The following is a 21,426-nucleotide window of genomic DNA, read 5'->3' on the forward strand; positions in this document are numbered from 1 at the left end:
TTAGTTAGCGCTTGCGGAATACGTCAAGCAGCAGCTCGTTTTTGACGGGATCCTGCGTCTCCCAAGTCGTCGCAAAGCGCACTTGGTGGGACACGCCCAGGATCTCGTATTGATTCGCCAAGTGCTGGCGCGCGTTCCCGATAATCAGCGTGTGCAGCCGCACTTGCTTGCTCTTGCCGAGCTCGGCCAGCTGCTGCCGAACGGGCGCTCCAATGGTCCCGATGCCGTCGGTGACCATTACGAAGTCGGCATCCTTGAACTGCGGATGCCCGTTCACGATGTCGATGCCGCGTTTGATCGGCGCATCGAAATGGGTGCCGCCGCCGAAGGCGAGCTGCGACAGCGCGTAGAACGCCGGCCAGTCCGGCTTGCGCCAGTAGAGCTGCCGCTCTACGAGCTCGCCGCGCGCGCCGAACAGCAGCAGCGTGAAGTCGCGGCGTTCGAGCAGGCTGAAGGCGGCGAAGGTGGCGACAAACACCTGCGCGAGCCGCAGCTTGCTGCCGCGCATCGAATGCGACGTATCCAGCATGCAGATGACCGGGCCCTTCTGGGGCTCGTCGGTATGCCCGGATACATTGTAGGTCAGCAGCTTGCGGTCGAGCCATTTGACCGTGAAATACATCTCGTAATCTTCGTCCGCAAGCAAGCTGGCTTCGCTCGGCAGCATGTGGGTGATGTCTCCCGATTGCCGCAGGTCGTCGAAGGCTTCCGGAATGTGCGGGGAGCGCATTTGCTTGCGCTGTACCTTCAAATGCTGCAGGTTGCGGCCGATTTGCTGCAAGAAGGCAAGCAAATCCGGATGGCGCTTCAGCTTCTCGAGCCATTGCATGTAATTGGCGAACTGCTGGCGGTGCAGCCGGCCGAGATCGCTGCCCCAGCGCCGGTTGGCGACTCGCTGGCTCGCCTTGATCAGCTCATGCAGGTCCAGGCTTTCCGCCTCCTGCTGGCCGAGCGTCTCCTTGAGCGAGCGGTTCAGCCATTGCCCCAATTGCTCCTCCAATTGCTGGATCATTTCCCGGTCCCGCTTCGTAAACCGCTCCAGCTGTCTCTCCCGCTGCTCCAGCTCCGCTTCGGTCTTCTTGAGCTTCTGCCGCGCTTTCTCCCGCCGCGTAAAATCGGTCCGCATCTGCTCCTGCAATTCGACGATGCGCTGCTTCAGCTGCGCAATCTCGCTCTCCACCAGCGGCCGGGTATCCAGGGCCGACTGTTTGTCCTCGACGTTCCGCTTGCCCTGCTGCAGCGTGTAGCCGACCAGCTTCAGCTTCTCAATCTGCTTCTCCGACAAATGCTCATTGATCTGCGTCTGGTCCTGCCCTTGCTGAGGTTTCCGTTCATTCAGGCCGACGGCGGCGAGCACCTTCTCGTCCTGCTTCCGCTGCTTCACTTCCTCCGCATAGCTGGTCGTCAGCCACATCAGGCTCTTGAGCGCCGTCTTGAACGCGGCATTCACTTCGCCGATCGTCCGGGGATGGATCGACCGGTAAAAATACTGCTTGCGAAGCTCGCCGATGAGCCAGCGCTGGAAGGGCGTAGCGTCTTGGGAGCGGTCGACCTCCGGCTTGGGCAAATAAAAGCACATGAAAAAATCGGCAAACAGCTCGATGGAAAACCACGACGTCGTCGCTTGCGCCTCCCGTATCCACTCCTGCGCGGTACGGGAGGAATGAACGTATCCGTCAAAGACGTACCTGTCGATTCGGGCGCATTGAATGATCATTTAAGTTCACCGCCGATGTATGAAATTACAACGTGTAATCGTACTGGACTCCCGGGATTTCCCGATCGAACAGCGTCCGGTACAGCCCTTGAACGGTCTGCAGAATGCGCTCGCCCTGGATACGCAGATGGGTATATTTGACCGCGAACCGGTCCGTTTGATTCAATAAGTAGTTCTGGTTGCGGATATAGCCCGGCAAATCCTTCTCGCGCTGCTGCCATTGCACCAGCTTGCCCCGGAGCGTCCGAGCGGTTTCCTCCAGCTCGATGCGGCAGCTTTCGAGCTTGTCTCGCATTTGCTCCTGAGCTTCCTTGCTCATGCCGCCGCCGACTTCTTTTTTGAACTGGAAGGCATGCAGCTCATCCTCCATCCCGAGCCAATGCTTGGCTGTCTGATCGTAGGTACGCAAGGGGAGCTCGCGTTCGGATTCCTGCTTGAGCGCCTCCTGGAATTCCTTCTGGAACAGCTCCTGCAGCACGGCCAGATCCTCCGGCACATCCCAAAGCATATGCGGAGTATAGACGGTATCCCATACGTTGACCTCACTTCGGCCGTTCAGTGCGGCCGACGTCTTCCACACTTGGCCGATCTTGCGCCATCTGCGGTCCGAAATGGTGAACTCGTGCGCTTCCATTTCGGTTTTGAGGCGGTATAGCAGGTAGATCATGCTCTCCGGAATTTTAACTTGCTCAACCGCCTGGCGGACGGTATGGACATCCTTCAGAGACAGAAGGGCGGGCAGCGGCTCGACAGGGAGCTGAAACATTTGCTCATAGCTCGACATATGCTTCAGGAAGCCGACCTCGTAACGGATGAGGAACCGATCATACAGCGCCGTGAGCTGATCGTTCTCCTCGGGCAGCTCGTTGGACGCGGCCATCAGGAAGACGAGAGGAACGTTTTCCTTTTCCCGGCCGTTAAAGAAAATCCTTTCATTTAATATCGATAGCAGCGCGTTTAAAATCGCGCTGTTCGCTTTAAAAATTTCATCGAGAAAAGCAAAGCTTGAAGACGGCAAATATCCCGCGGTTTGCCGGACATATAGATCCTGCTTGAGCTGCTGAAGAGAGACGGGACCAAACATTTCATCAGGCGTTGTAAAGCGGGTCAGCAAATAATCGAACCATTCGCTTGTGCCGAACAATTGGGAGATCGCCCTCGCCAATTGCGATTTGGCGGTTCCTGGAGGGCCGATGAGCAGCACATTCTCGTTGCTCATTAAACCGAGTAGCAAAAGCCTTATCAGCTCTTCGCGTTCCAGAAACCGGCTCTCCAGCAGCCGGATTGCCTGCTCCATTTTATTTTGAATCGTTTGCATATCGTTCATCGCGTCAAGTCCTCCTACCGTTGATGCATGGATTAGCTCTTGCATCCCCATAGCTTCGTTCCTGTCATTCACCGAATCGATTCAAAAGGTGAACCTTTTTATTGTAACAAAATTACATCGGATATTCGAATGAAAGAAGGGTTTTTATTCCAACTTTGTTCATGATAAGATGACAGTAAACCATTTAAGGAGGAGCTAATATGTCATCCATTTATGAGCTATCGGTACAAACAGCGGATGGAGCAAGCCGCTCGGTGAGCGAATACAAGGGGAAGGTGCTGCTGATAGTCAATGTGGCCTCCAAGTGCGGCTTCACTCCGCAATATGCCGGACTTGAGAAGCTGAACCAGCAGTGGAAGGACCGCGGGCTCGTCATTCTCGGCTTTCCGTGCAACGATTTCGGCGGGCAGGAGCCGGGGACGCTGGAGGAGATTCAGCAGTTCTGCAGCTTGAATTACGGAGTAACCTTTGAAGTGATGGATAAGGTCGCCATTTTGGGCGAGGACAAGCATCCTTTGTACCGTTATTTGACGGAGCACTCCCAGCCGCAAGGGGATGTGAAATGGAATTTTGAGAAATTCCTTATCTCCCGTGACGGGGATATTGCCGGGCGGTTTTCGAGCAAAGTGGCGCCGGAAGATGAAGAGCTGCAGCAGGCGATAGAGAAGCTGTTGTAATAATACGGATCGCGGGGCTCTAGTCCTGCGGTCTTTTCTTTTTGGCCGCTCATCCTGGGCACGCCGACAATGGGTTTTCCCGGAACAACTTTCCATAAGGTAGACCACTAAAGACGCAACCTATGGTATAATAAACCAAACATTCATTGCACGGCTAGTTGGGGAGTGAACACACCATGACCAATCCGGAAACGATGAGCGCTTTGGCTCTGCATCCGTTATTCAAATTCAGCGCAGATGCTATGCTGATCCTCGACTCTGATGGTTTTATCCGTTTTACAAATGCCCGATATAGCCAGCTGACCGGCTATGATCCGGTGAATCATCCTCATACGCCATTGGCCTCATTGGTTGAATCCGTTGGTTCCTCTCCTTTGGTCGAACATCTACGCAGCCAGCCCGGTAAAGAAGCGCTGGAGCATGAGACCGAGCTTCGGCACCGCTCCGGACATATGCTCAAAATTCATCTGAGGATGATTCCGATGCGCGTGGAGAACGAGGGGCTCTGGTATGTCGTAATAAAAGATATTACGGAACAAAAGCTGGCAGCACAGCTAATCGAGCATATGGCCTATCACGATACTCTGACAGGGCTGCCGAACCGCACTTTGTTCCAGATACAGCTGACCCAGACTCTCGCGAGCGCGGGCAGCGAGAAGCCCCCGAAGCCTTTTGCCATCATGCTTGTTAATCTTGAGCGATTCCAAATTATCAACGAATCTCTGGGTCTGAACTGGGGCGATTTGCTGTTAAAGCAAGTCAGCGAGCGTCTGATGCGCTTCAGCGGGCAGGTGGACTTGATCTGCCGGCTGGGCAATCACGAATTCGCCCTGCTGTACAAGCAGCTTGACGATCAACAGCAGGTTGTGGAGGATGCCAGAATGATTCAGCAGAAGCTGATGGCGCCTTTCACAGTCTATGACCGAGAGCTTGTTATTCCGGGAAGCATCGGAGTGGCGTTCTATCCCCAGGACGGAACCGATATGAACAGCCTGATGCGTCATGCGGCCCAGGTGCAGACCGAGGAGAAGGAAAAAGGACAGGGGCTGTTCCGGCTGTCCCCTGAGGAATTGGTCACCAATCCGCTCCAACGGCTGGAGCTGGAGCACGATTTGCGCAAGGCGCTGGAGCGCAATGAGTTCGAGCTCTACTATCAGCCGCAATACGATATACGGGATAACCGGCTTATCGGCATGGAGGCGCTGTTGCGATGGAATCATCCGAGACATGGTATGATCCCGCCGTCGCAATTTATTCCGTTGGCGGAGGAAACCGGACTGATCGTGCCGATAGGGGATTGGGTGATCCGCACCGCCTGCGCGCAAAATAAAAGCTGGCAGCAAGCCGGGTTGCTCCCGTTGACGGTGTCCGTCAATTTATCCATCCGGCAGTTTCAGAAGCATAATCTGGTCGGAGAGATGATGGCGATGATCCAGGAAAGCGGCCTCGATCCGCGGTTCTTGGAGCTGGAAATTACGGAGAGCATGGCGATGGACAATGTAGACCGCGTCATCCAGAAGCTGAATCAGCTGAAATTGTTCGGCATTCGCATTTCCATGGACGATTTCGGAACCGGCTACAGCTCGCTGCATTATTTGAAAAAGATTCCGATACATAAGCTCAAAATCGATCAATCGTTTATTAAGGACATAACTACTGATACGGACAGCGCGGCGATTGTCGCTACAATTATCGCTATGGCGAATCATTTGAAGCTTGAAGTGGTCGCCGAAGGAGTGGAAACGGCGGAGGATTTGCAGTTTCTGCTTCGTCAAAACTGTGCGCACGCACAGGGGTATTTTTTCAGCAAGCCCTTATCTCAGGCGGATTTCGAGAACCTGCTGCGGCATGCCTCTCTTGAGAAGCTCTGAGCTCTGTCCCGCTATACAAAAGGTAACCTCTTTTTCAATTCGTGAAAAAAGTCTATAATGGATGAATCCAGGTAGTCATTATTTTTTCTCATGCACACGATTGCATAGCTTGCGGAAAATTGCCGGGACTAGATGATTCGGTTTCTTGCGAGAAACCTTCAGGAGGGATATACGATGGAGAGCATGGAACAGAAGTACGAGAAGCTGGGGGACATTTTGCGATCCATGGGCAAGGTCGTCGTAGCCTTTTCCGGCGGCGTTGACAGCGCATTTTTATTAAAAGCCGCTTTGGAATTTCTCGGTCCGGAACGTGTATTGGCCATCACGGCGGATTCGGAAACGTATCCGGTGAGAGAGAAGGAAGAAGCGATCGCACTGGCCAAGGAGCTGGCTGCGCCCCACGTCGTTATTCATACGAGCGAGCTGAATATTCCGGGATATGCGGAGAACCCGACGAACCGCTGCTATTTCTGCAAAAACTCGCTGTTCGATCATTTGATTCCGATCGCTAAGGAGCGCGGCTACGATCACGTTATCTTCGGCGCTATCGCGGATGATCTCGGAGAGCATCGGCCCGGATTGCAGGCAGCCCACGAGCAAGGAGTAAGAGCGCCGCTCTTGGAAGCCGGCATCAAGAAGTCCGAGATCCGCCATATGTCGCGGCAGTTCGGCTTGCGCACATGGGATAAGCCGTCGTTCGCCTGTCTGTCTTCAAGAATTCCGTACGGCGAAGCCATTACGGCCTTGAAGCTATCCATGATCGATCAGGCGGAAGACTTTTTAATCCAGCTCGGCTTCAGACAAGTACGGGTGAGACAGCACGAGAATTTGGCCAGAATCGAAGTGCCGGCTACAGAACTGGCGGAGATGATCGCCGTTGCCGATACGGTTCATGCCAAGCTGAAAGAAATCGGATATGCTTACGTAACGCTGGATCTAAAAGGGTATCGCTCGGGAAGCTTAAACGAGGTGTTGAGTCCCGAACAACAGGCGGTACATGCCGAATCCGTATAAACTACGCTTGGAAGAGGAAGGGAGCAATGAGAAGTGGCGCATAAACCGAAGGTTATGATTACCCGCAAGCTGCCGGATCCCGTTCTGTCCTATTTGAACGAGCATCTCGACTGTACCGTATGGGAAGGGAAGGGCTCGATACCGAGGGAAGAGCTGCTGCGGACGATCCGGGATTACGAAGGGCTGCTGCTGTCGGCAGGGCCGGTCAATGCGGAGCTGCTGGAGCATGCTCCCTCGCTGAAAGTCGTCAGCTCCGTTTCCGTAGGATATAACCATTTTGACATTCCCGAGATGAGGGCCAGAGGTGTTATCGGGACCCATACTCCTTATGTGCTGGACGATACGGTAGCCGATTTGGTGCTGGCTCTGATGCTGTCCTCCTCCAGAAGAATTGCGGAGCTGGATTTGTTCGTGAAGCAGGGCAAGTGGCAGCGCGGCTCGGTAAAGGAAGAAGAGCTGTTCGGGATGGACGTTCACCATGCAACGCTAGGCATTATCGGAATGGGACGGATCGGTGAAGCCATTGCGAAGAGGGCCGTACACGGGTTCGATATGAACTTGCTGTATTATAACCGCAGCCGCAAGCCGGAGACGGAAGAACGCTTCGGAGCGACCTATTGCTCGGTGGAGGAGCTGCTGCGCCTATCCGATTTTGTCGTGCTGATGACGCCGTTGACACCGGAGACGACGCGATATATTCGCAAGGAGCATTTCGAGATGATGAAGCCTTCGGCGTTCTTCATTAATGCTTCTCGAGGTCAAACCGTAGACGAGCAGGCGCTGATCGAAGCGCTGCGCAGCGGGACGATCCGCGGTGCGGGTCTGGACGTATTTGAAGTGGAGCCCGTTTCGCCGGACAACCCGCTGCTCCAAATGCCGAATGTGGTGACACTGCCTCATATCGGCTCGGCGACGTCTAGAACGCGCTTCGACATGGCTATGCTGGCCGCACGGAACCTCGTCGGCGCCTTGACCGGAGGTCAAGCCCATATTGTCCCAGAGCTCAAGGATCTGGCCGTACGAAGCTAACCTTGAAGATGTTGATACAAAAAGATCGTGAAAGTACCGTAGGTGTAACAAGGAACGGTACGTTTTCCGATCTTTTTGCATATTTACTCTACCATCGGATGGGGACGGGTGAACTATGAAGCTAATATTGACCTCTGACGGCATCGGCAATGAGATCGCTCAACGGAAGCTTGCCGAGATGGTGGACATGCCCTTATCTTCCTGCAGTGGCTGCATTGTCACCACCGCTTCATCGAAGAAACAGCATAGCGAGACGGCCCTCGAGACCAAAGCCGTTCTCGAACGGATGGGTTTTGCTGCTATCGATTTCTTGGACATTGAGTATGAAGACAGTGCAAAATTGAAAGACTACGGTCTGATATACTTGAATGGGGGCAATCCGTTCTATTTGCTGAACCAGCTTCGAAGCAGGGAATGCATTCCTATTCTTCGTCAGCTTGCAGTCCAAGCAGTGATCGTTGGAACCAGCGCAGGAGCAATGGTACTCGCCCATTCCTTGGCCCATGTGAATGAGCTCGATGTCATTGCCGGATACCGTCCAATGGATATAGAAGAGCTGAACAAGGATTATGAAGCCGTCGGCTTGACGGATATAACGGTCATTCCGCACTATAATCGTTTCATTGATAAGGATCCGGATTTTGAAAATAAGCTCGGGCAGCTTGAAGATAAATGGAAAATGTCGTTCGAACGGGTCAATGACGGTGAAGCCGTCATCGTCAATGGTTTGGCGATAGAACGGATCCATGCATCCTGATCCGAGCAGCCGCTTTGATGATGAAACGCGAGGAGGCACCAATCGTATACCAAATAGGCAATAGTTTGAATTGGTTTGAATGAGGAGCGTTAGTATGAAATTGCTGCAGGTTATCGAACAACTATTTGCACAGTACGGCTACTGGGTGCTTTTGATCGGGCTGCCTCTCGATGCGATCGCATCGCCCATTCCGCCTGGAAATACGACATTAACGTATACCGGGTACTTGGCCTATAAAGGTGTCCTTAAATGGCTTCCAGCTGTGGCGGCCGCGTATGCAGGAGCGGTCATAGGGATGACCGTAACGTATTGGATCGGCTATAAGCTCGGGGTGCCGCTTGTTGAGAGGTACGGACGATGGCTGCTTTTGAAGCCGGACCATCTGGAGAAAACCCGCAAATCGTATGGCAAATACGGTAACAGGCTGTTGTTCATCAGCTACTTTATGCCGGGAGTGCGGCAATTTATAGGGTATTTTGCAGGCATCATCCGGGTTCCTTATTCGACCTTCGCTTTGTACGCCTATACGGGATCGGCTCTTTGGGTCATCGTGTTCATTGGCATCGGGTTTATATTCGGCGACCAATGGCAGGCTGCCTTTACATGGATCGAACGGTTTTTCAAATATATTTTCATTGGAGCGGCGGTTGTCGCTGCCGTAGTCTTGCTGGTTCGATGGCGCGGAAAAGCCGGTGCCCGGGTTAGAGCGAACAAGCCGGACCGTGAGACGGAATAATCATCGTGCCGTATACAAATAAGAAGAGGCTGCTCATCGGCAGCCTCTTTCATTTGGGGTTCAATACCGTACAACTTCCGGGATACCCGTCATCTTGCACTTGATTCTGCAATTGCTCGCGTACGGCTTCGTCTTCGGGAATATCCGCAACCAGCTTGGCGGCAGGCTGATGAAACTCCACAAGGCCTTTTCGTTTTGCTTTCGGCATATCGTTCTCTCTCCAGTAACGGATAATGGTTGCAAGCTTATTATCCGATAGGAAGCCGTACAATATGCTTGAGAGCGGACATGTATAAATTAGCAGCCGGCCTGCGCGATTAAACCCAAATCGCGAAATCGCCCCGAATGTGAGAGAGGAGCGGCGAAGGAGCGTCATTGTACCATAATTGCAGCGAGTGGAGGGCGCGGGTGCAGCTGACATACAGCAGCTTGGCGTCCTGCGGGGTTGCTTCATAAGTGGCTTCATCTGCGTCGGCAACGATGACCGCATCGAACTCCAAGCCTTTGGCCATGAACGACGGCACTATGGACACGCCTCCTTCATAATGCTGCTGGCCCGCCGCGATGAGGTTGGCCTTCATGCCCGCCTGGGTCAACTGCTTGTGAAGCGCCTCACAGCGGGCTTCCGTTCTCGCCAGCACGGCCACGGTAGCGATATCGTCGGATTGGAGGCGGCGGATTTCGGTCTGCAGCCGGGAAATCAGCTCCGTCTCCTTGACTTGTCTTACGTGCACCGGATCTCCGCTGCGAAATACCGGAACCGCCAGCGCCGCCGGGTTATCTAGACCGCGGCTCAGTACTTCGTTGGCGAAATATATAATTTCCATAGTCGAGCGATAGCTTCGATTCAATTGAAAATAGGACGATTTGTCTTCCTCGAACAGCCTGGAAAATTCGTTCCAGTCTCTAATGCCTTGATAAGCGTGAATCCCTTGCGATAAATCACCTAATATCGTAAAGGACTGGTTTCTGGTATGCATGTTCAACAGTGCAACCTGAAACGGGGAGAAATCCTGTGCTTCATCAATCACTGTATGATCGAAGGTCAAATCGCCGTGTATGCCGTGGAATTTGGCTCGAATATACAAGAGAGGCGCCAGATCCTCGGGCTGGACGATTTTTTTCTTCAAGTGTGCTTGGGTCGCCGCCATCATTTCGTCCGGCCATGCGCCGCGCAGCTCGTCGGACAGGTAGGAAGCTTTGCTGTCTGCCGCAAACAGTTCTTTATAAAAAGTATAAGGGGTGTAAGCGGTCCAATGCTTCGTATAGTCGCGAAGCTTTTGCGACGCTTTCTTCTTGTAATCCTTCTTCAGATGGACTTCCCATACCTTCTCAAGCTCCATCTCCTGCCAGCGCTTAATCCTGGCAATAACCCGATCCCGCCGTTTCATCAACGGTTCATGCTTGTTCTCCACATCATACCACTTGCGAATGGTCGCTGAAGAAAGCTTGGCGCCTTGCCATGGCATGTAATCTGCGTCCGGAACGGCGGTTTGTTCATATAGAAGCAGCGCCTTGTCGAGCCACTGCATATAAGCGATGGAGCCTTTGATCCGGCCCGGAGCCGTGTCATCCATGGCAGGGCGCTTCGGCCCGGTCTGGAACCAATAGCGAAGACGCTCTGCCGGATCAGCCGGCTTCACTTCGTTCTCCAGCAGCTCCAGCGCCCAATCCGTAAAAGTCGTCTGTTGGATATGGCCTACGCCCAACTCGGGGAGAACGCCGGAAATGTAGTCGAGGAACATCCGGTTCGGAGCCAATATGATCATCCGTTCCGCCTTGACTTGATCTCGATATTGATATAACAAGAAGGCCAGCCGATGAAGGGCGACGGTCGTCTTCCCGCTGCCTGCAACCCCTTGTATGATGAGAGCGCTGTTTTTTACCGCCCGTATGATTGCGTCCTGCTCGGCTTGAATCGTAGAGACAATGTCCCGGAGCTTATTATCTTTATTTTCGCCCAAACGGTATAACAGAAATTCGTCGGTAACGGCCATAGAGTCTTCCGAGCGATCGTACGTATCGACGACCCGCTGCAATATTTGCTTGCGGATCACTAAATTTCGTTTCAAATAGACGAGCCCCTCCACGGTGCCTTCAGGCGAATCATAGGAAACGGCATCCGTACCGCCCGTAAAGGAATAAAACAAGCTGGCTACCGGGGCGCGCCAATCGACAACCATTAATTCCAGCGTGGGATCCTTCTCCACGCCGACCTTTCCAATGTATAAGGGTGATGGAGCGGAATGTCCGGTTTCCTGGAAGTCCAGTCTCCCGAAATACGGTTCCGTCTGCGCTACCGCCAGATTGCGCCGTCTGGAATCGCGGATTGACTCCAAAACCTGCTCCGTGTGGTCTTGCCCTGTATAGGGCGGAATGCTGCGAAGCTCGATTAGCTGCCGGTCAATTTCGTCTAACGTTTCCTTAAGCCTGCTCATTTCTTCGTCATATGCTTGCTTTATGCTGGACTCCACTACATAAACCTCCATTCGTTCCATCCTGGTATGAAGACAGGGACGTATACTATATCATACTTGCTCTGGGAAATGCAACCAAAAGCAAAACGTAAAAAAACACAACTGACTACAAGCCAGTCCATTGTTGGATACATGGTTCGACAAGTAAAATCAAAGTACAAAATAAATCATGACTAGAGGAGGGGTGTAGAATGGCAAGCAAGATTCAAGCTGCAGATAGCGTGCAAGTTCAATTCGGCTCGAAAAAAGCGAAGAGAGCATTCATTAGAAAATACGCTGCATTATATCTGATTTCCATTCCGGGCATTATCTATTTTTTGGTGTTTAAATACGTACCGCTGCTCGGTTCCGTAATTGCCTTTCAAGACTACAACATTTTTAAAGGGGTAACGGGAAGCGAATGGGTTGGTCTCGATCATTTTAAACGGATGTTCGAGTACGATGAATTTGTAATTATACTTAAGAACACGTTGCTAATCGGTTTATACGATCTGGTATTTGCTTTTCCGGTTCCGATCATTCTGGCGCTTCTTCTGAACGAGGTGCGCATTCAAGTATATAAAAGAATTGTGCAAACGGTCATTTATATGCCGCACTTCCTGTCCTGGGTTATCGTAGGCGGGATTGTAGCCGGATTGCTTTCTCCGAGCAGCGGCTTCGTCAATCATATCCTTGGTATGTTCGGTATTGAACCGATCTACTTCCTGGGTGAAAATTCGTACATTCGTACGATTCTGATCTCCTCCGGCATTTGGAAGGACAGCGGCTGGGGAACGATTATTTACTTGGCAGCCATCGCCGGCATTAACCCGGATTTGTACGAGGCGGCTCAAATCGACGGTGCGAATCGTCTTCGCCAGACGTTCTCGATTACCATTCCAACCATCATGCCTACCATCACGATCTTGCTGCTGCTTCATATGGGTAACTTCCTGGACTTCGGCTTCGAACGCGTATACATTTTCTTGAACCCGCTGAACAGCGAGAACGGGGAAATACTCGACACCTATGTGTATAGAGCGGGCTTGGTGGACCGACAGTACAGTTATACGACAGCGATCGGCTTGTTCAAATCTCTTGTCGGCTTGGCTCTTATTATGATAGGTAATACTTTCAGTAAAAAAGCAACTGGAGAAGGTCTCTACTAATACATTAGAGCAACATGGAGGTGAAACGAAATGATCATGACGAAAAGCTACAAAACATTTAATGTAATCAATATTATATTTTTGACGGTGTTAGGATTGACCATGGTGCTGCCGCTGCTGCACGTAATCGCTCAATCGTTCAGTAACAGCGTTGCCATCAATAAAGGCGAGGTGTTCTTCTGGCCCGTCAATTTTACAACAGCCAACTATGCGAGTATCTTGAGCGACGCTTCCATCTGGACAGCGTTCCGTAACAGTATTATTATTACGGTCGGAGGTACGCTAATTAACCTGATCGCTACCGCGTCCTTGGCTTATCCGCTATCCAGACAAGAATATTTGGGACGCAAAGTGATTTTGATCATGGTTTTGGTTACCCTAATCTTCCATGCTCCGCTGATTCCTAACTATTTGGTTCTCAAACAATTACAGCTTTTGAACACCTTGTGGGTATTGATGATTCCGACTGCGATCAGCGCCTATAACTTGTTCGTTATGCGCTCGTTCTTCATGAACCTTCCTAACGAGCTGTTCGATTCGGCCCGTATTGACGGCTGCAGCGAGGTTGGCATGGTATGGCGAATCGTGCTTCCATTGTCCAAACCGGCTATGGCTACCATGGGTATTATGTACGCCGTTAGTAACTGGAATACGTATTCCGCTGCAATTTACTATATCAACAACCGTGCGTTGATTCCGCTGCAAGTCCGTCTTCGCGAAATGATCATTACCGACCAGTTCGGCGGGCAGGATTCCGCGTTGGATTCCATTGTGAACTTGTCGCCGGAAGGCATGAAGATGGCTGTTATCGTTATTGCAACAATCCCGATTATGTTGGTGTATCCGTTCCTGCAAAAGCATTTTATCAAAGGGATGCTTGTTGGTTCGATAAAATCATAAATAAACACAACCTTCCGTAAGTTTAACAATTCTGCTAAGCTTACGGTTAGGTTATGATAACAATGTAAACGCAACCAAACAAATTACACAGATTATTAAGGGAGAAGGGGTAACATGAAAAAGACAATAGGCGTAGTAATGGCATCCGTACTGGCTGTTGGCTCTCTTGCAGGCTGTGCAGGCGGCAGCGGAACCAAGGAAGGCGACAAAGCTGGCGGACAAGCAGCAGCAACCGGTCCTACGAAATTTTCCATTTCGTTTCCTACAACAACAGGCGACGGATACGGTCAAAAGCAGCCGGATCTGAAAAATGAAAAGTGGGTTCAACGGTTAAATAAATTGACCAATACCGAATTGGATGTTAGATTGGTTCAAAGGGAGAAAATGAGCGTTCTGTTCGCCGGTAACGACATTCCGGACGTTCTGGGAAGCCTTGACACTCCGACAGGTAAAGACATGGCAGGATCCGTCGAAGCAGGCGTATTCCAGCCGCTGGACGAAGCACTGAAGCAATATGCTCCGAACCTGTTGAAGAAAGTTCCTAAGTCCGCATGGGATGCCGTTTCCTACAAAGGCAAAATTTACGGTATTCCGGATTACTTGACGAACCCGTCCCGCCGCGGTACGTTCATTCGTACAGACCTGCTGGAAAAAACGGGCCTTCCGGTTCCGAAAACCGTTGATGATTTCATCAACGTAATGCGCGCATTTAAAAAGCTGGGTGTAGAAAATCCATATCAAATGCGTGAAAACTTCAAGTATGCCGATGTCATCCTGGGTGCGTACGACGTGCTTCCTTATAAAGACCAGTTCGAGAAACAAGGCGACCAAATCGTTCCTAAGTTCTTCGATGTAGAGAATATGCAAAAAGCGCTCCAAGCTTACAAAACGATGTATGATGAAGGCTTGATCCCTAAAGATTTCGCTACCATCTCTTCGACAGACTACAGCAAAAACATCAACGCGGGTAAATCCGGTATGTGGTCTGCCAACGTTGGCGGCGGCTTGCCTAACTTCAGAACAAACATTAAAGCTGTAGATCCTAGTGCAAAAGTGGACGTTATCGCATCTCCTAAAGGGCCTGAAGGCAAAGGCGGATACTTCTTGTACTCCCCAATGGTTCGTGCGTTCTATATCAACAAAAGCGTAGACCAAGCGAAATTGGCAGGCATCCTGAAATTCTTCGACTGGATGACTACGGACGAAGCGGCTAAATTCTTCAGCCTTGGCGTCGAAGGCGAGAACTACACGGTAGATAACGGCAAAATCAACTACAAAGTTCCTACAAACAAAGATGAGAGTGGAGAAGAAGGCTGGCGCGCAGGTACGCTGTGGGTAGGTCAAGACGCAACGTACAACAAGCTGCACCTGCAATTGAACCAAGACGGTCAAGATACTTTGAAAGCATTTGACACTATCTTGTCCACCGAAGGCTTGGGCGGCTTCGGCTACGCTCCTGACCTGAAAGCATTCTCCAAATATCCTGACTTGACTCCGCTTGGCGACGTAGGTCCTAAACTGATCGTTGACCATATGGTCAAAATGATCTATGGTAAAGAGCCTATCTCCGACTGGCCGAAGGTTATTGAGGAGTACAAAGCAAAAGGCGGTAACGAGATTATCAAAGAAGCAACAGAAAGATATAATAACAAAGACGGTCTCGTAACATTTACTAACCAAAAACAATAATGAATCGAGCATCTGCCTTGACTGTTCAGGGCAGATGCTTTTCCCGTTTTTTCATCCAAAGGGGGATAACAGCATGCAATTGCTTATCGTAGATGACGAACCAATCATTCGCAAAGGATTGGCACGAATGGCAGAACAATACCCCCTGCCGTCATCTCAAATTCATACGGCGTCCAACGGTGTTCAGGCTTTGGAAATGATCGAGGAGAACATGCCCGACATCATTTTTACCGACATTCGGATGCCGAAAATGGACGGGGTAGAGCTCTGCAAGCAGCTCCATGAACGATACGACCATATTCCCGTCGTCGTCATATCCGGTTATTCGGATTTTGAGTATGCTCAAAAGTGCATGTCATATGGAGTGAAGCACTACTTATTAAAGCCCGTGACGAAAGCCGATGTCGCCGACGTTCTGAATTCCTTGATAAAGGCCAAGCCGAAAGGCGTTATTTCCTTAACTAAGTACGAGGAATGGATCGAGAAGGTGGAACAGGCCATCTGGCTGCTCAAGCTGGATGAAGTGAGTCAGCTGACGGAAGAATGGAAGAAATATTGTCTGTCGTCGGATATGAATGCGGCTCAGCTCAAAGAGCTGCTTGAGGAATGCATCAACCTGCTTGTAAAACGGCTGGAGCGAAAGTCCATGGCAATCGTTCCCGATAAGTTCGACGACCGGATGATGACCCGTGAGGAGGCGTTCCAGGCATTCGACAAGCAGCTGCAGCAGCTGATCTCCGAGCTGATGATGAAGCGGAGCGGCAATTACAAGGATCCGATGAAAGAGGCCAAAGCGTATATCGACAACCATCTGTCCGAAGAAATTACGCTGGAGGAAGTAGCCGAAATGGTGGGACTTACTCCGACCTATTTCAGCTCGCTGTTCAAAAAAATGACGAACGAAACGTTCGTGCAGTACCGCATTAAGAGACGGATCGAGCTGGCGCAAAAATTAATGGCGGTGCCTCATTTGAAGATGAGCGACATTGCGGCAGAGGTCGGCTACGAGGACTACCCGCATTTTACGAAAATGTTCAAGAAAATGACCGGCTATTCGCCGTCCGAATATCGGAATATACTGGGGATTAAATAATGAAAGGAAATTTGTCTCGCAAGCTGGTTACGTACTTTCTGGTCGTCATTGTGCTGTCGTTGACATCGGTAGGCGTCTTTACGTATACACGCTCCTCCGAGGAACTGGATAGGCAGAGCAGCCGCCATATGTCGCAGATTGTCAATAATGCCATGTACCAGACGGATTTGTACTTGCAAAACTATGAGCGCTCCATGTCGTCGCTGTTATCCAATCAGGACGTGAAGCAGTTCGTCGATATGCCGCGCATTGAAGGCTATGAATATTACAGCTTCTATTCGTCGATCCGGGACTACGGAATGAAGCCGATATTTATCCGGAATCCGGAAGTGGCCAGTATTTATATTATCAGCAATAACGAAAATGCGATTTTCGGTTTTAACGGCAGCGGACCCGATCAAACGTTGAGCCCACCGGAAATTACAGACAGGCTGGCCTTTCTGAAAGAGCGAACGAAGGACAACGGTCAGCTAAGTCCGCTCATCTCAAGCATTCAAACGGAACGGAAGAACAGCTACATTACTTTGGCGCGAAAAATCAGAGGGTTGGCATCACCGAATTTCAACGGAGTCCTGGCGTTTGAAGTACAGTCCAAGGAGCTGTCCACGCTGTGGGGCGGCATTGATTTAGGTGAGGACGGCTACTTTTTCATAATCGACGAATCGGGAGAGATCGTGTACCATCCGCAATGGGAACGAATAGGATCGGTTCTGGAAGCGGATATGATGTCGCAGATCAATAAATCCGATGCGCAAATGTTCGAGAAGCGGGAAGGAAACGAGAAGCGTATGTTCGTCAGCCGCAAGTCCGCTTATTCAGGCTGGACGCTTGTCGTTTCGATGCCGCTCGACGAATTGAAAAAACCGATTGCCAGCATCCGTACGACGACGATTATCGTCGGTTTGATCACCTTGGTTGCGGCAATTTGGCTGTCGCAGCGGTTCGGCATGTCGATTGCCCGTCCGATCCGTGTCCTGAAGAACGGAATGAGGCAAACCGAGAAGGGGAACTGGATGACGATTCCGGTGAGCCACCCCGAGCCGAAGGATGAGATTGACGAGCTGACATTCAGTTATAATCTGATGGTCAAGCGATTGTCGGAGCTGGTCAAGCAGGTGTACGAAGCCGAGCTGCAGAACAGGGAAACGCAGCTGGAGCGCCAAAAGGCCGAATTCCAATCGCTTCAAATGCAGATCAATCCGCATTTCTTGTACAATACGCTGGAAACGATAGCCTGCTATGCTGCGCTGAAGGATTCCGATGAGATATCGGAAATCGTAAAATCGATGGCTTACATGCTGCGTTATTCGGTGCAAACGAATCTGGAGGAAATTACGGTAGCGAATGAGCTGAAGCATGTGCTGACGTATATGATTATTTTGCGCCACCGGATCGACCATGAGTTCGAGATCGAGGCAGCGGTCCCGCCGAAATATTTGCTTCATAAAATGGTCCGGCTGACGCTCCAGCCGCTGGTGGAAAACGTATTCCAGCACGCGTTTCCGGACGGCGTGGAAGATCATCATTATATACGTATCGACGCAGGCGTTGAGGACGATATATTTTGGGTGAGCGTAGAGGACAATGGTGTCGGCATACCCGAGAGCAAACTTGCGGAATTAAATGAAAAGCTGTCCACGTACCGGCTGACCGACGAAATGGACAAAAATGAAAAAATTACAAGCGGAATCGGAATCATGAACGTGCACCGGAGAATCCAAATGGTATTCGGTGAGAAGTACGGTCTTCGCATAGAGAGCGTAGAGGGTGAAGGCACCAAGATGTTCATGGATATGCCGGTTTCCAATTCCAAATAAATCAATCTGTACTCAGGCGGACGGCTCCGATCAGATTCATTCGGGAGCCGTCTTTTTTCGCTTACATACTATGAAAAACGATGTCTGAAGGCAGCTATGGTAGTTTACAAAGATGCTGTTTTTCGTTACGATGAAGGAATAACTTCTTTAATGATTGAGGAGCTAATTGCATTTGAAGACGCTTATTATTGCCGAAAAGCCTGATATGGGAAGAAATATCGCGGCTGCGATCGATCCGAAAGCGAAAAATCACCGCACCTATATCGAAGGCGAGCAGTACATTATTACGTGGGCTATCGGACATCTAATCGGGTTGGCCGAGCCGGATGCTTACGACGATAAATATAAGAAATGGAATTTTAATGACCTGCCGATAATTCCGGACAACTTCAAGCTGGTCCCTAACTACAAGACCAAGGATCAGTTAAAGGTCATTGCGGATCTTGCCAAGCGAAGCGATAACCTCGTTAACGCGTGCGATGCGGGGCGGGAAGGGCAGCATATTTTCTCATTGATTCAACGCCATTTGAAGCTGCGTCATCCCGTGAAGCGGCTGTGGATTTCGGACTTGACGCCGGAGACGATTCGAAGAGGCTTTGCAGAGCTGAAGGACGGCAAGGATTACGACAACTTGACGAAGGCGGCCAGAGCGCGAAGCGAGGCGGATTGGCTGATCGGGATGAACGGATCGCGCGCATTTACGACGAAGCATAATGAACTGCTGTCCGTCGGCCGTGTACAAACCCCCGTGCTAGCCATATTGTATGACCGCCAAAAGGAGATCGAAGCGTTCCAGATCAGCAAGTATTACGATGTGGAAGCTCAGTTCAAGCAAGGTGAGACGGAATATAAAGGCATGTGGCAGGGAGAGCGGATCACCGATCCGGACAAAGCGAATGCTCTGGTCACCAAGCTGAAGGGCAAACAGGGCCGAATCAACAGCTACGACGTGAAGGATACGAAGGAGTATCCGTTCAGGCTGTACGATCTGACTCTGCTTCAACGCGAAGCTAACGCCAAGTACGGCTATTCCGCCAAAAAAACGTTAGACCTGGCCCAGGCCTTGTACGAGAAGCACAAGGTCATCAGCTACCCAAGGACGAATTCGAACTATGTGACGGAGCAAAATATCGCGGAGATGCACCGTTCCCTGGATCAGCTCCGCAGTAACCCGGCTTATAGCACGCTGGTAGTGAATGCCGATAAAAGCCGTGTACACAAAAACAACAAAGCGGTATGTAACCCGGCCAAAGTGGAAGACCACCACGCCATCCTGCCGACACACAAAAAAGCGAGCGGCTTATCGGCAGATGAGCAGCATATTTACGATTTGATTGTGCGGCGGTTTTTGTCCCATTTTTACCCTCCGGCGGAATATAAGGTGCATACGATACTGACTGAAGTGGAGCAGGAGCTGTTCAGGAGCACGATCAAGCAGCTGTTGTCCGAGGGCTGGAAAGTCATTTACACGGACCAGAAAAAAGAAAAGCCGAAATCGCGCGGGAAATCTGATAAGTCCGATGAGGAGGAACAGGAGGAGGAAATCAGCACTCCATTCACCCTGGAAGTGAACGTCCCTGTCCGGTGCGCCAAAATTGCCGCTAAGGAAAAGGAGACGCAGCCGCCGAAAGCTTATACGGAAGGAACGCTCCTGAAAGCGATGGAAGGGGCGGGCAAGCAGGTCGAGGATGAAGAGCTGCGGGAAGCGATGAAGGATTCAGGCCTCGGCACACCAGCGACGCGAGCATCGGTAATCGAGCGGTTGAAGCAGGTAGGCTACATCGTCATGCAGGGGAAGAAGATCGTCATCGCGCAGAAAGGCCGCACTGCGGTCGAGCTGATCCGCGGCGCGGGCGTCGATCTGCTGACGTCGCCCGAAATGACCGGTCATTGGGAACGCCGTCTCAATGAGATCGCCCGCGGGTTGGCCTCGGACGAGGCGTTCATGGCCAACGTGAAGAAGTTCACGAACCTTATTATCGATAAGGTTCGAGTGCAGTCGAAGGCAGCGAAGCAAGCCTTCGAAGGCGACGCCCCGTCAGCAGGCGCAGCCAAGCGGACGCGCAAGCGCGGCGCTGCCGCGACGGGCGAAGCCGCAGCGGCCCCTGCCGGGAAGCGCACGCGCGCCAAGCGCAGCGCCGACGCGGAGGCGCCTGCTCCGGCGGGCAGCAGCGCGCGTACGCGGCGCAGCACGGCGGCGAGCGCAGCTGCGGCAGCGCAGCCCGCGCCTGCCGCAGCTGGCAGCGGGGCCGCGCTGCAAGCCCGTGCGCCGCGAGCCGCGAGCGATGCTGGCGGCGCTACCGCCGCCGCGGCTAGGCCGGGCATAGCCGCGTGTCCGCGCCCGGGATGCGGCGGGCGCATCATCATGGGCAAGCGCGGCTACGGCTGCACCGAATACAAAGCCGGCTGCGGCTTTGTCATATGGAAGGACAGCTATGGCGCCTCGCTGTCCGAAACGGCCGTACGCTTCCTTATCGAGAAAGGAAGCACGGCTTGGATGAGCTTGACGGACGACAGCGGCATGCCCGTAGAAGGACGTCTGGTGCTGCTGGACCCAAGCACCGGGAAGCTCGGGTTGAGGCAGAGCTGATTATATACCCGGTGGAGGCTCTGTAAGCCTCACTGTATTGACATCATGGGGAAGAGGGTGTGTGAGATGCTGGAAATACCGGTGCCTTACGTGCGGGCGAATCAGGCAGGTATCGTCTTGTTCGTTCTATTGGGAATCGTGCTTCAACAGCCGGCATGGATCGTAGTGCTGTGGGCGATTCAGGTCGTCGGATTGTGGCGCGGGGCTCGCGGCAATGCGTTCATCGCAGCAGCCGCACCTTTGCTGAAGTCGCGAATAGCCGGCGCACCTACCGAATCGCGGGAGCTGCAGCGGTTCAATAATTCCATAGCCGTCCTGCTGCTTACGGTCTCGACGCTATGGTTCCTCTGGAGTCCGGAGTCCATCGGCGGATATGTTGCTGCAGGGATGGTAGCTGTCGCCGCACTGGCAGCGCTTTGCGGATACTGCGTCGGCTGCTTCCTTTATTACCAATTCAAGAAAAATACGAGAAGAAGAAAATAATCCAAGCACGCTGCATTCGAGGCGGCAGCGTTTCTTGATATTCAAAAGACCGGCCTTCACGGGTTCTGCCCGAAGTGCAGCCGGTCTTTTTCTTGTCGGTT

At 51.8% G+C, this 21,426-nt stretch carries 17 protein-coding genes; 13 read left to right on the forward strand and 4 right to left on the reverse strand.

Features of this window, described 5'->3' with window-relative positions:
• Positions 1-4: 4 nt before the first annotated feature.
• Positions 5-1,717 (reverse strand): vWA domain-containing protein, encoded by a 1,713-nt coding sequence (locus tag DVH26_RS15890; RefSeq protein ID WP_239634728.1) that lies wholly within the window; start codon positions 1,715-1,717, stop codon positions 5-7.
• Between the two features lie 25 nt (positions 1,718-1,742).
• Positions 1,743-3,044, reverse strand: coding sequence for an AAA family ATPase (locus DVH26_RS15895; RefSeq protein ID WP_239634730.1), 1,302 nt, complete (start codon positions 3,042-3,044; stop codon positions 1,743-1,745).
• 200 nt (positions 3,045-3,244) lie between these two features.
• Between DVH26_RS15895 and DVH26_RS15900 the strand changes: the two genes are divergently transcribed.
• The 6 genes from DVH26_RS15900 (at position 3,245) to DVH26_RS15925 (ending at position 9,128) form a co-directional block, all read left to right on the forward strand.
• Complete coding sequence (locus DVH26_RS15900; protein WP_239634732.1) at positions 3,245-3,721, forward strand: glutathione peroxidase; 477 nt, start codon at positions 3,245-3,247, stop codon at positions 3,719-3,721.
• A 176-nt stretch (positions 3,722-3,897) separates the two neighbouring features.
• Complete coding sequence (locus DVH26_RS15905) at positions 3,898-5,592, forward strand: putative bifunctional diguanylate cyclase/phosphodiesterase (protein ID WP_239634734.1); 1,695 nt, start codon at positions 3,898-3,900, stop codon at positions 5,590-5,592.
• A 174-nt stretch (positions 5,593-5,766) separates the two neighbouring features.
• Positions 5,767-6,606, forward strand: a complete 840-nt coding sequence (larE, locus tag DVH26_RS15910; protein ID WP_239634736.1) for an ATP-dependent sacrificial sulfur transferase LarE — start codon at positions 5,767-5,769, stop codon at positions 6,604-6,606.
• Between the two features lie 54 nt (positions 6,607-6,660).
• Complete coding sequence (locus DVH26_RS15915; protein WP_239635387.1) at positions 6,661-7,635, forward strand: 2-hydroxyacid dehydrogenase; 975 nt, start codon at positions 6,661-6,663, stop codon at positions 7,633-7,635.
• A 115-nt stretch (positions 7,636-7,750) separates the two neighbouring features.
• The gene (locus DVH26_RS15920; protein ID WP_239634737.1) at positions 7,751-8,392 is read left to right on the forward strand and encodes a Type 1 glutamine amidotransferase-like domain-containing protein; all 642 of its coding nucleotides are present in this window, start codon (positions 7,751-7,753) and stop codon (positions 8,390-8,392) included.
• Positions 8,393-8,486: 94 nt separating this feature from the next.
• Positions 8,487-9,128: a DedA family protein gene (locus DVH26_RS15925; protein WP_239634739.1), complete on the forward strand. Its 642-nt coding sequence runs from the start codon at positions 8,487-8,489 to the stop codon at positions 9,126-9,128.
• A 49-nt stretch (positions 9,129-9,177) separates the two neighbouring features.
• Here the strand turns inward: DVH26_RS15925 and DVH26_RS15930 are convergent, their stop codons facing one another.
• Positions 9,178-9,336 carry a hypothetical protein gene (locus tag DVH26_RS15930; protein WP_239634742.1) on the reverse strand — a complete coding sequence of 53 codons (159 nt, stop codon included), beginning with the start codon at positions 9,334-9,336 and terminating at the stop codon, positions 9,178-9,180.
• Between the two features lie 109 nt (positions 9,337-9,445).
• On the reverse strand, positions 9,446-11,602 hold the full coding sequence (locus DVH26_RS15935; RefSeq protein WP_239634744.1) for a HelD family protein: 2,157 nt from the start codon (positions 11,600-11,602) through the stop codon (positions 9,446-9,448).
• Positions 11,603-11,796: 194 nt separating this feature from the next.
• Here DVH26_RS15935 and DVH26_RS15940 point away from each other — a divergent pair, with 194 nt between their 5' ends.
• From DVH26_RS15940 to DVH26_RS15970, 7 genes are all read left to right on the forward strand, one after another.
• Complete coding sequence (locus tag DVH26_RS15940; RefSeq protein WP_239634747.1) at positions 11,797-12,753, forward strand: ABC transporter permease; 957 nt, start codon at positions 11,797-11,799, stop codon at positions 12,751-12,753.
• A gap of 30 nt (positions 12,754-12,783) precedes the next feature.
• Positions 12,784-13,653, forward strand: a complete 870-nt coding sequence (locus tag DVH26_RS15945; RefSeq protein WP_239634749.1) for a carbohydrate ABC transporter permease — start codon at positions 12,784-12,786, stop codon at positions 13,651-13,653.
• 114 nt (positions 13,654-13,767) lie between these two features.
• A complete protein-coding gene (locus tag DVH26_RS15950; protein ID WP_239634751.1) occupies positions 13,768-15,342 on the forward strand; it encodes a type 2 periplasmic-binding domain-containing protein in 1,575 nt (524 codons plus the stop codon).
• Positions 15,343-15,415: 73 nt separating this feature from the next.
• Positions 15,416-16,435 carry a response regulator transcription factor gene (locus DVH26_RS15955; protein WP_239634752.1) on the forward strand — a complete coding sequence of 340 codons (1,020 nt, stop codon included), beginning with the start codon at positions 15,416-15,418 and terminating at the stop codon, positions 16,433-16,435.
• A complete protein-coding gene (locus tag DVH26_RS15960) occupies positions 16,435-18,252 on the forward strand; it encodes a cache domain-containing sensor histidine kinase (RefSeq protein ID WP_239634754.1) in 1,818 nt (605 codons plus the stop codon). The genes DVH26_RS15955 and DVH26_RS15960 overlap by 1 nt, the downstream gene beginning before the upstream one ends.
• Before the next feature lie 172 nt (positions 18,253-18,424).
• Entirely contained in the window at positions 18,425-20,842 is a 2,418-nt protein-coding gene (locus DVH26_RS15965; RefSeq protein ID WP_239634756.1) for a DNA topoisomerase 3, read from the forward strand.
• Between the two features lie 66 nt (positions 20,843-20,908).
• A complete protein-coding gene (locus DVH26_RS15970; protein ID WP_239634758.1) occupies positions 20,909-21,325 on the forward strand; it encodes a DUF4395 domain-containing protein in 417 nt (138 codons plus the stop codon).
• Positions 21,326-21,426 lie beyond the last annotated feature (101 nt).

This window comes from Paenibacillus sp. H1-7, from assembly GCF_022354825.1.
Classification (GTDB): domain Bacteria; phylum Bacillota; class Bacilli; order Paenibacillales; family NBRC-103111; genus Paenibacillus_S.

Bases quoted from the DNA above. Each gene is read 5' to 3' on its own strand.
- DVH26_RS15890 (WP_239634728.1), bottom strand. From the start codon at position 1,717: ATGATCATTCAATGCGCCCGAATCGACAGGTACGTCTTTGACGGATAC.
- DVH26_RS15895 (WP_239634730.1), bottom strand. From the start codon at position 3,044: ATGAACGATATGCAAACGATTCAAAATAAAATGGAGCAGGCAATCCGG.
- DVH26_RS15900 (WP_239634732.1), top strand. From the start codon at position 3,245: ATGTCATCCATTTATGAGCTATCGGTACAAACAGCGGATGGAGCAAGC.
- DVH26_RS15905 (WP_239634734.1), top strand. From the start codon at position 3,898: ATGACCAATCCGGAAACGATGAGCGCTTTGGCTCTGCATCCGTTATTC.
- larE (WP_239634736.1), top strand. From the start codon at position 5,767: ATGGAGAGCATGGAACAGAAGTACGAGAAGCTGGGGGACATTTTGCGA.
- DVH26_RS15915 (WP_239635387.1), top strand. From the start codon at position 6,661: ATGATTACCCGCAAGCTGCCGGATCCCGTTCTGTCCTATTTGAACGAG.
- DVH26_RS15920 (WP_239634737.1), top strand. From the start codon at position 7,751: ATGAAGCTAATATTGACCTCTGACGGCATCGGCAATGAGATCGCTCAA.
- DVH26_RS15925 (WP_239634739.1), top strand. From the start codon at position 8,487: ATGAAATTGCTGCAGGTTATCGAACAACTATTTGCACAGTACGGCTAC.
- DVH26_RS15930 (WP_239634742.1), bottom strand. From the start codon at position 9,336: ATGCCGAAAGCAAAACGAAAAGGCCTTGTGGAGTTTCATCAGCCTGCC.
- DVH26_RS15940 (WP_239634747.1), top strand. From the start codon at position 11,797: ATGGCAAGCAAGATTCAAGCTGCAGATAGCGTGCAAGTTCAATTCGGC.
- DVH26_RS15945 (WP_239634749.1), top strand. From the start codon at position 12,784: ATGATCATGACGAAAAGCTACAAAACATTTAATGTAATCAATATTATA.
- DVH26_RS15950 (WP_239634751.1), top strand. From the start codon at position 13,768: ATGAAAAAGACAATAGGCGTAGTAATGGCATCCGTACTGGCTGTTGGC.
- DVH26_RS15955 (WP_239634752.1), top strand. From the start codon at position 15,416: ATGCAATTGCTTATCGTAGATGACGAACCAATCATTCGCAAAGGATTG.
- DVH26_RS15960 (WP_239634754.1), top strand. From the start codon at position 16,435: ATGAAAGGAAATTTGTCTCGCAAGCTGGTTACGTACTTTCTGGTCGTC.
- DVH26_RS15970 (WP_239634758.1), top strand. From the start codon at position 20,909: ATGCTGGAAATACCGGTGCCTTACGTGCGGGCGAATCAGGCAGGTATC.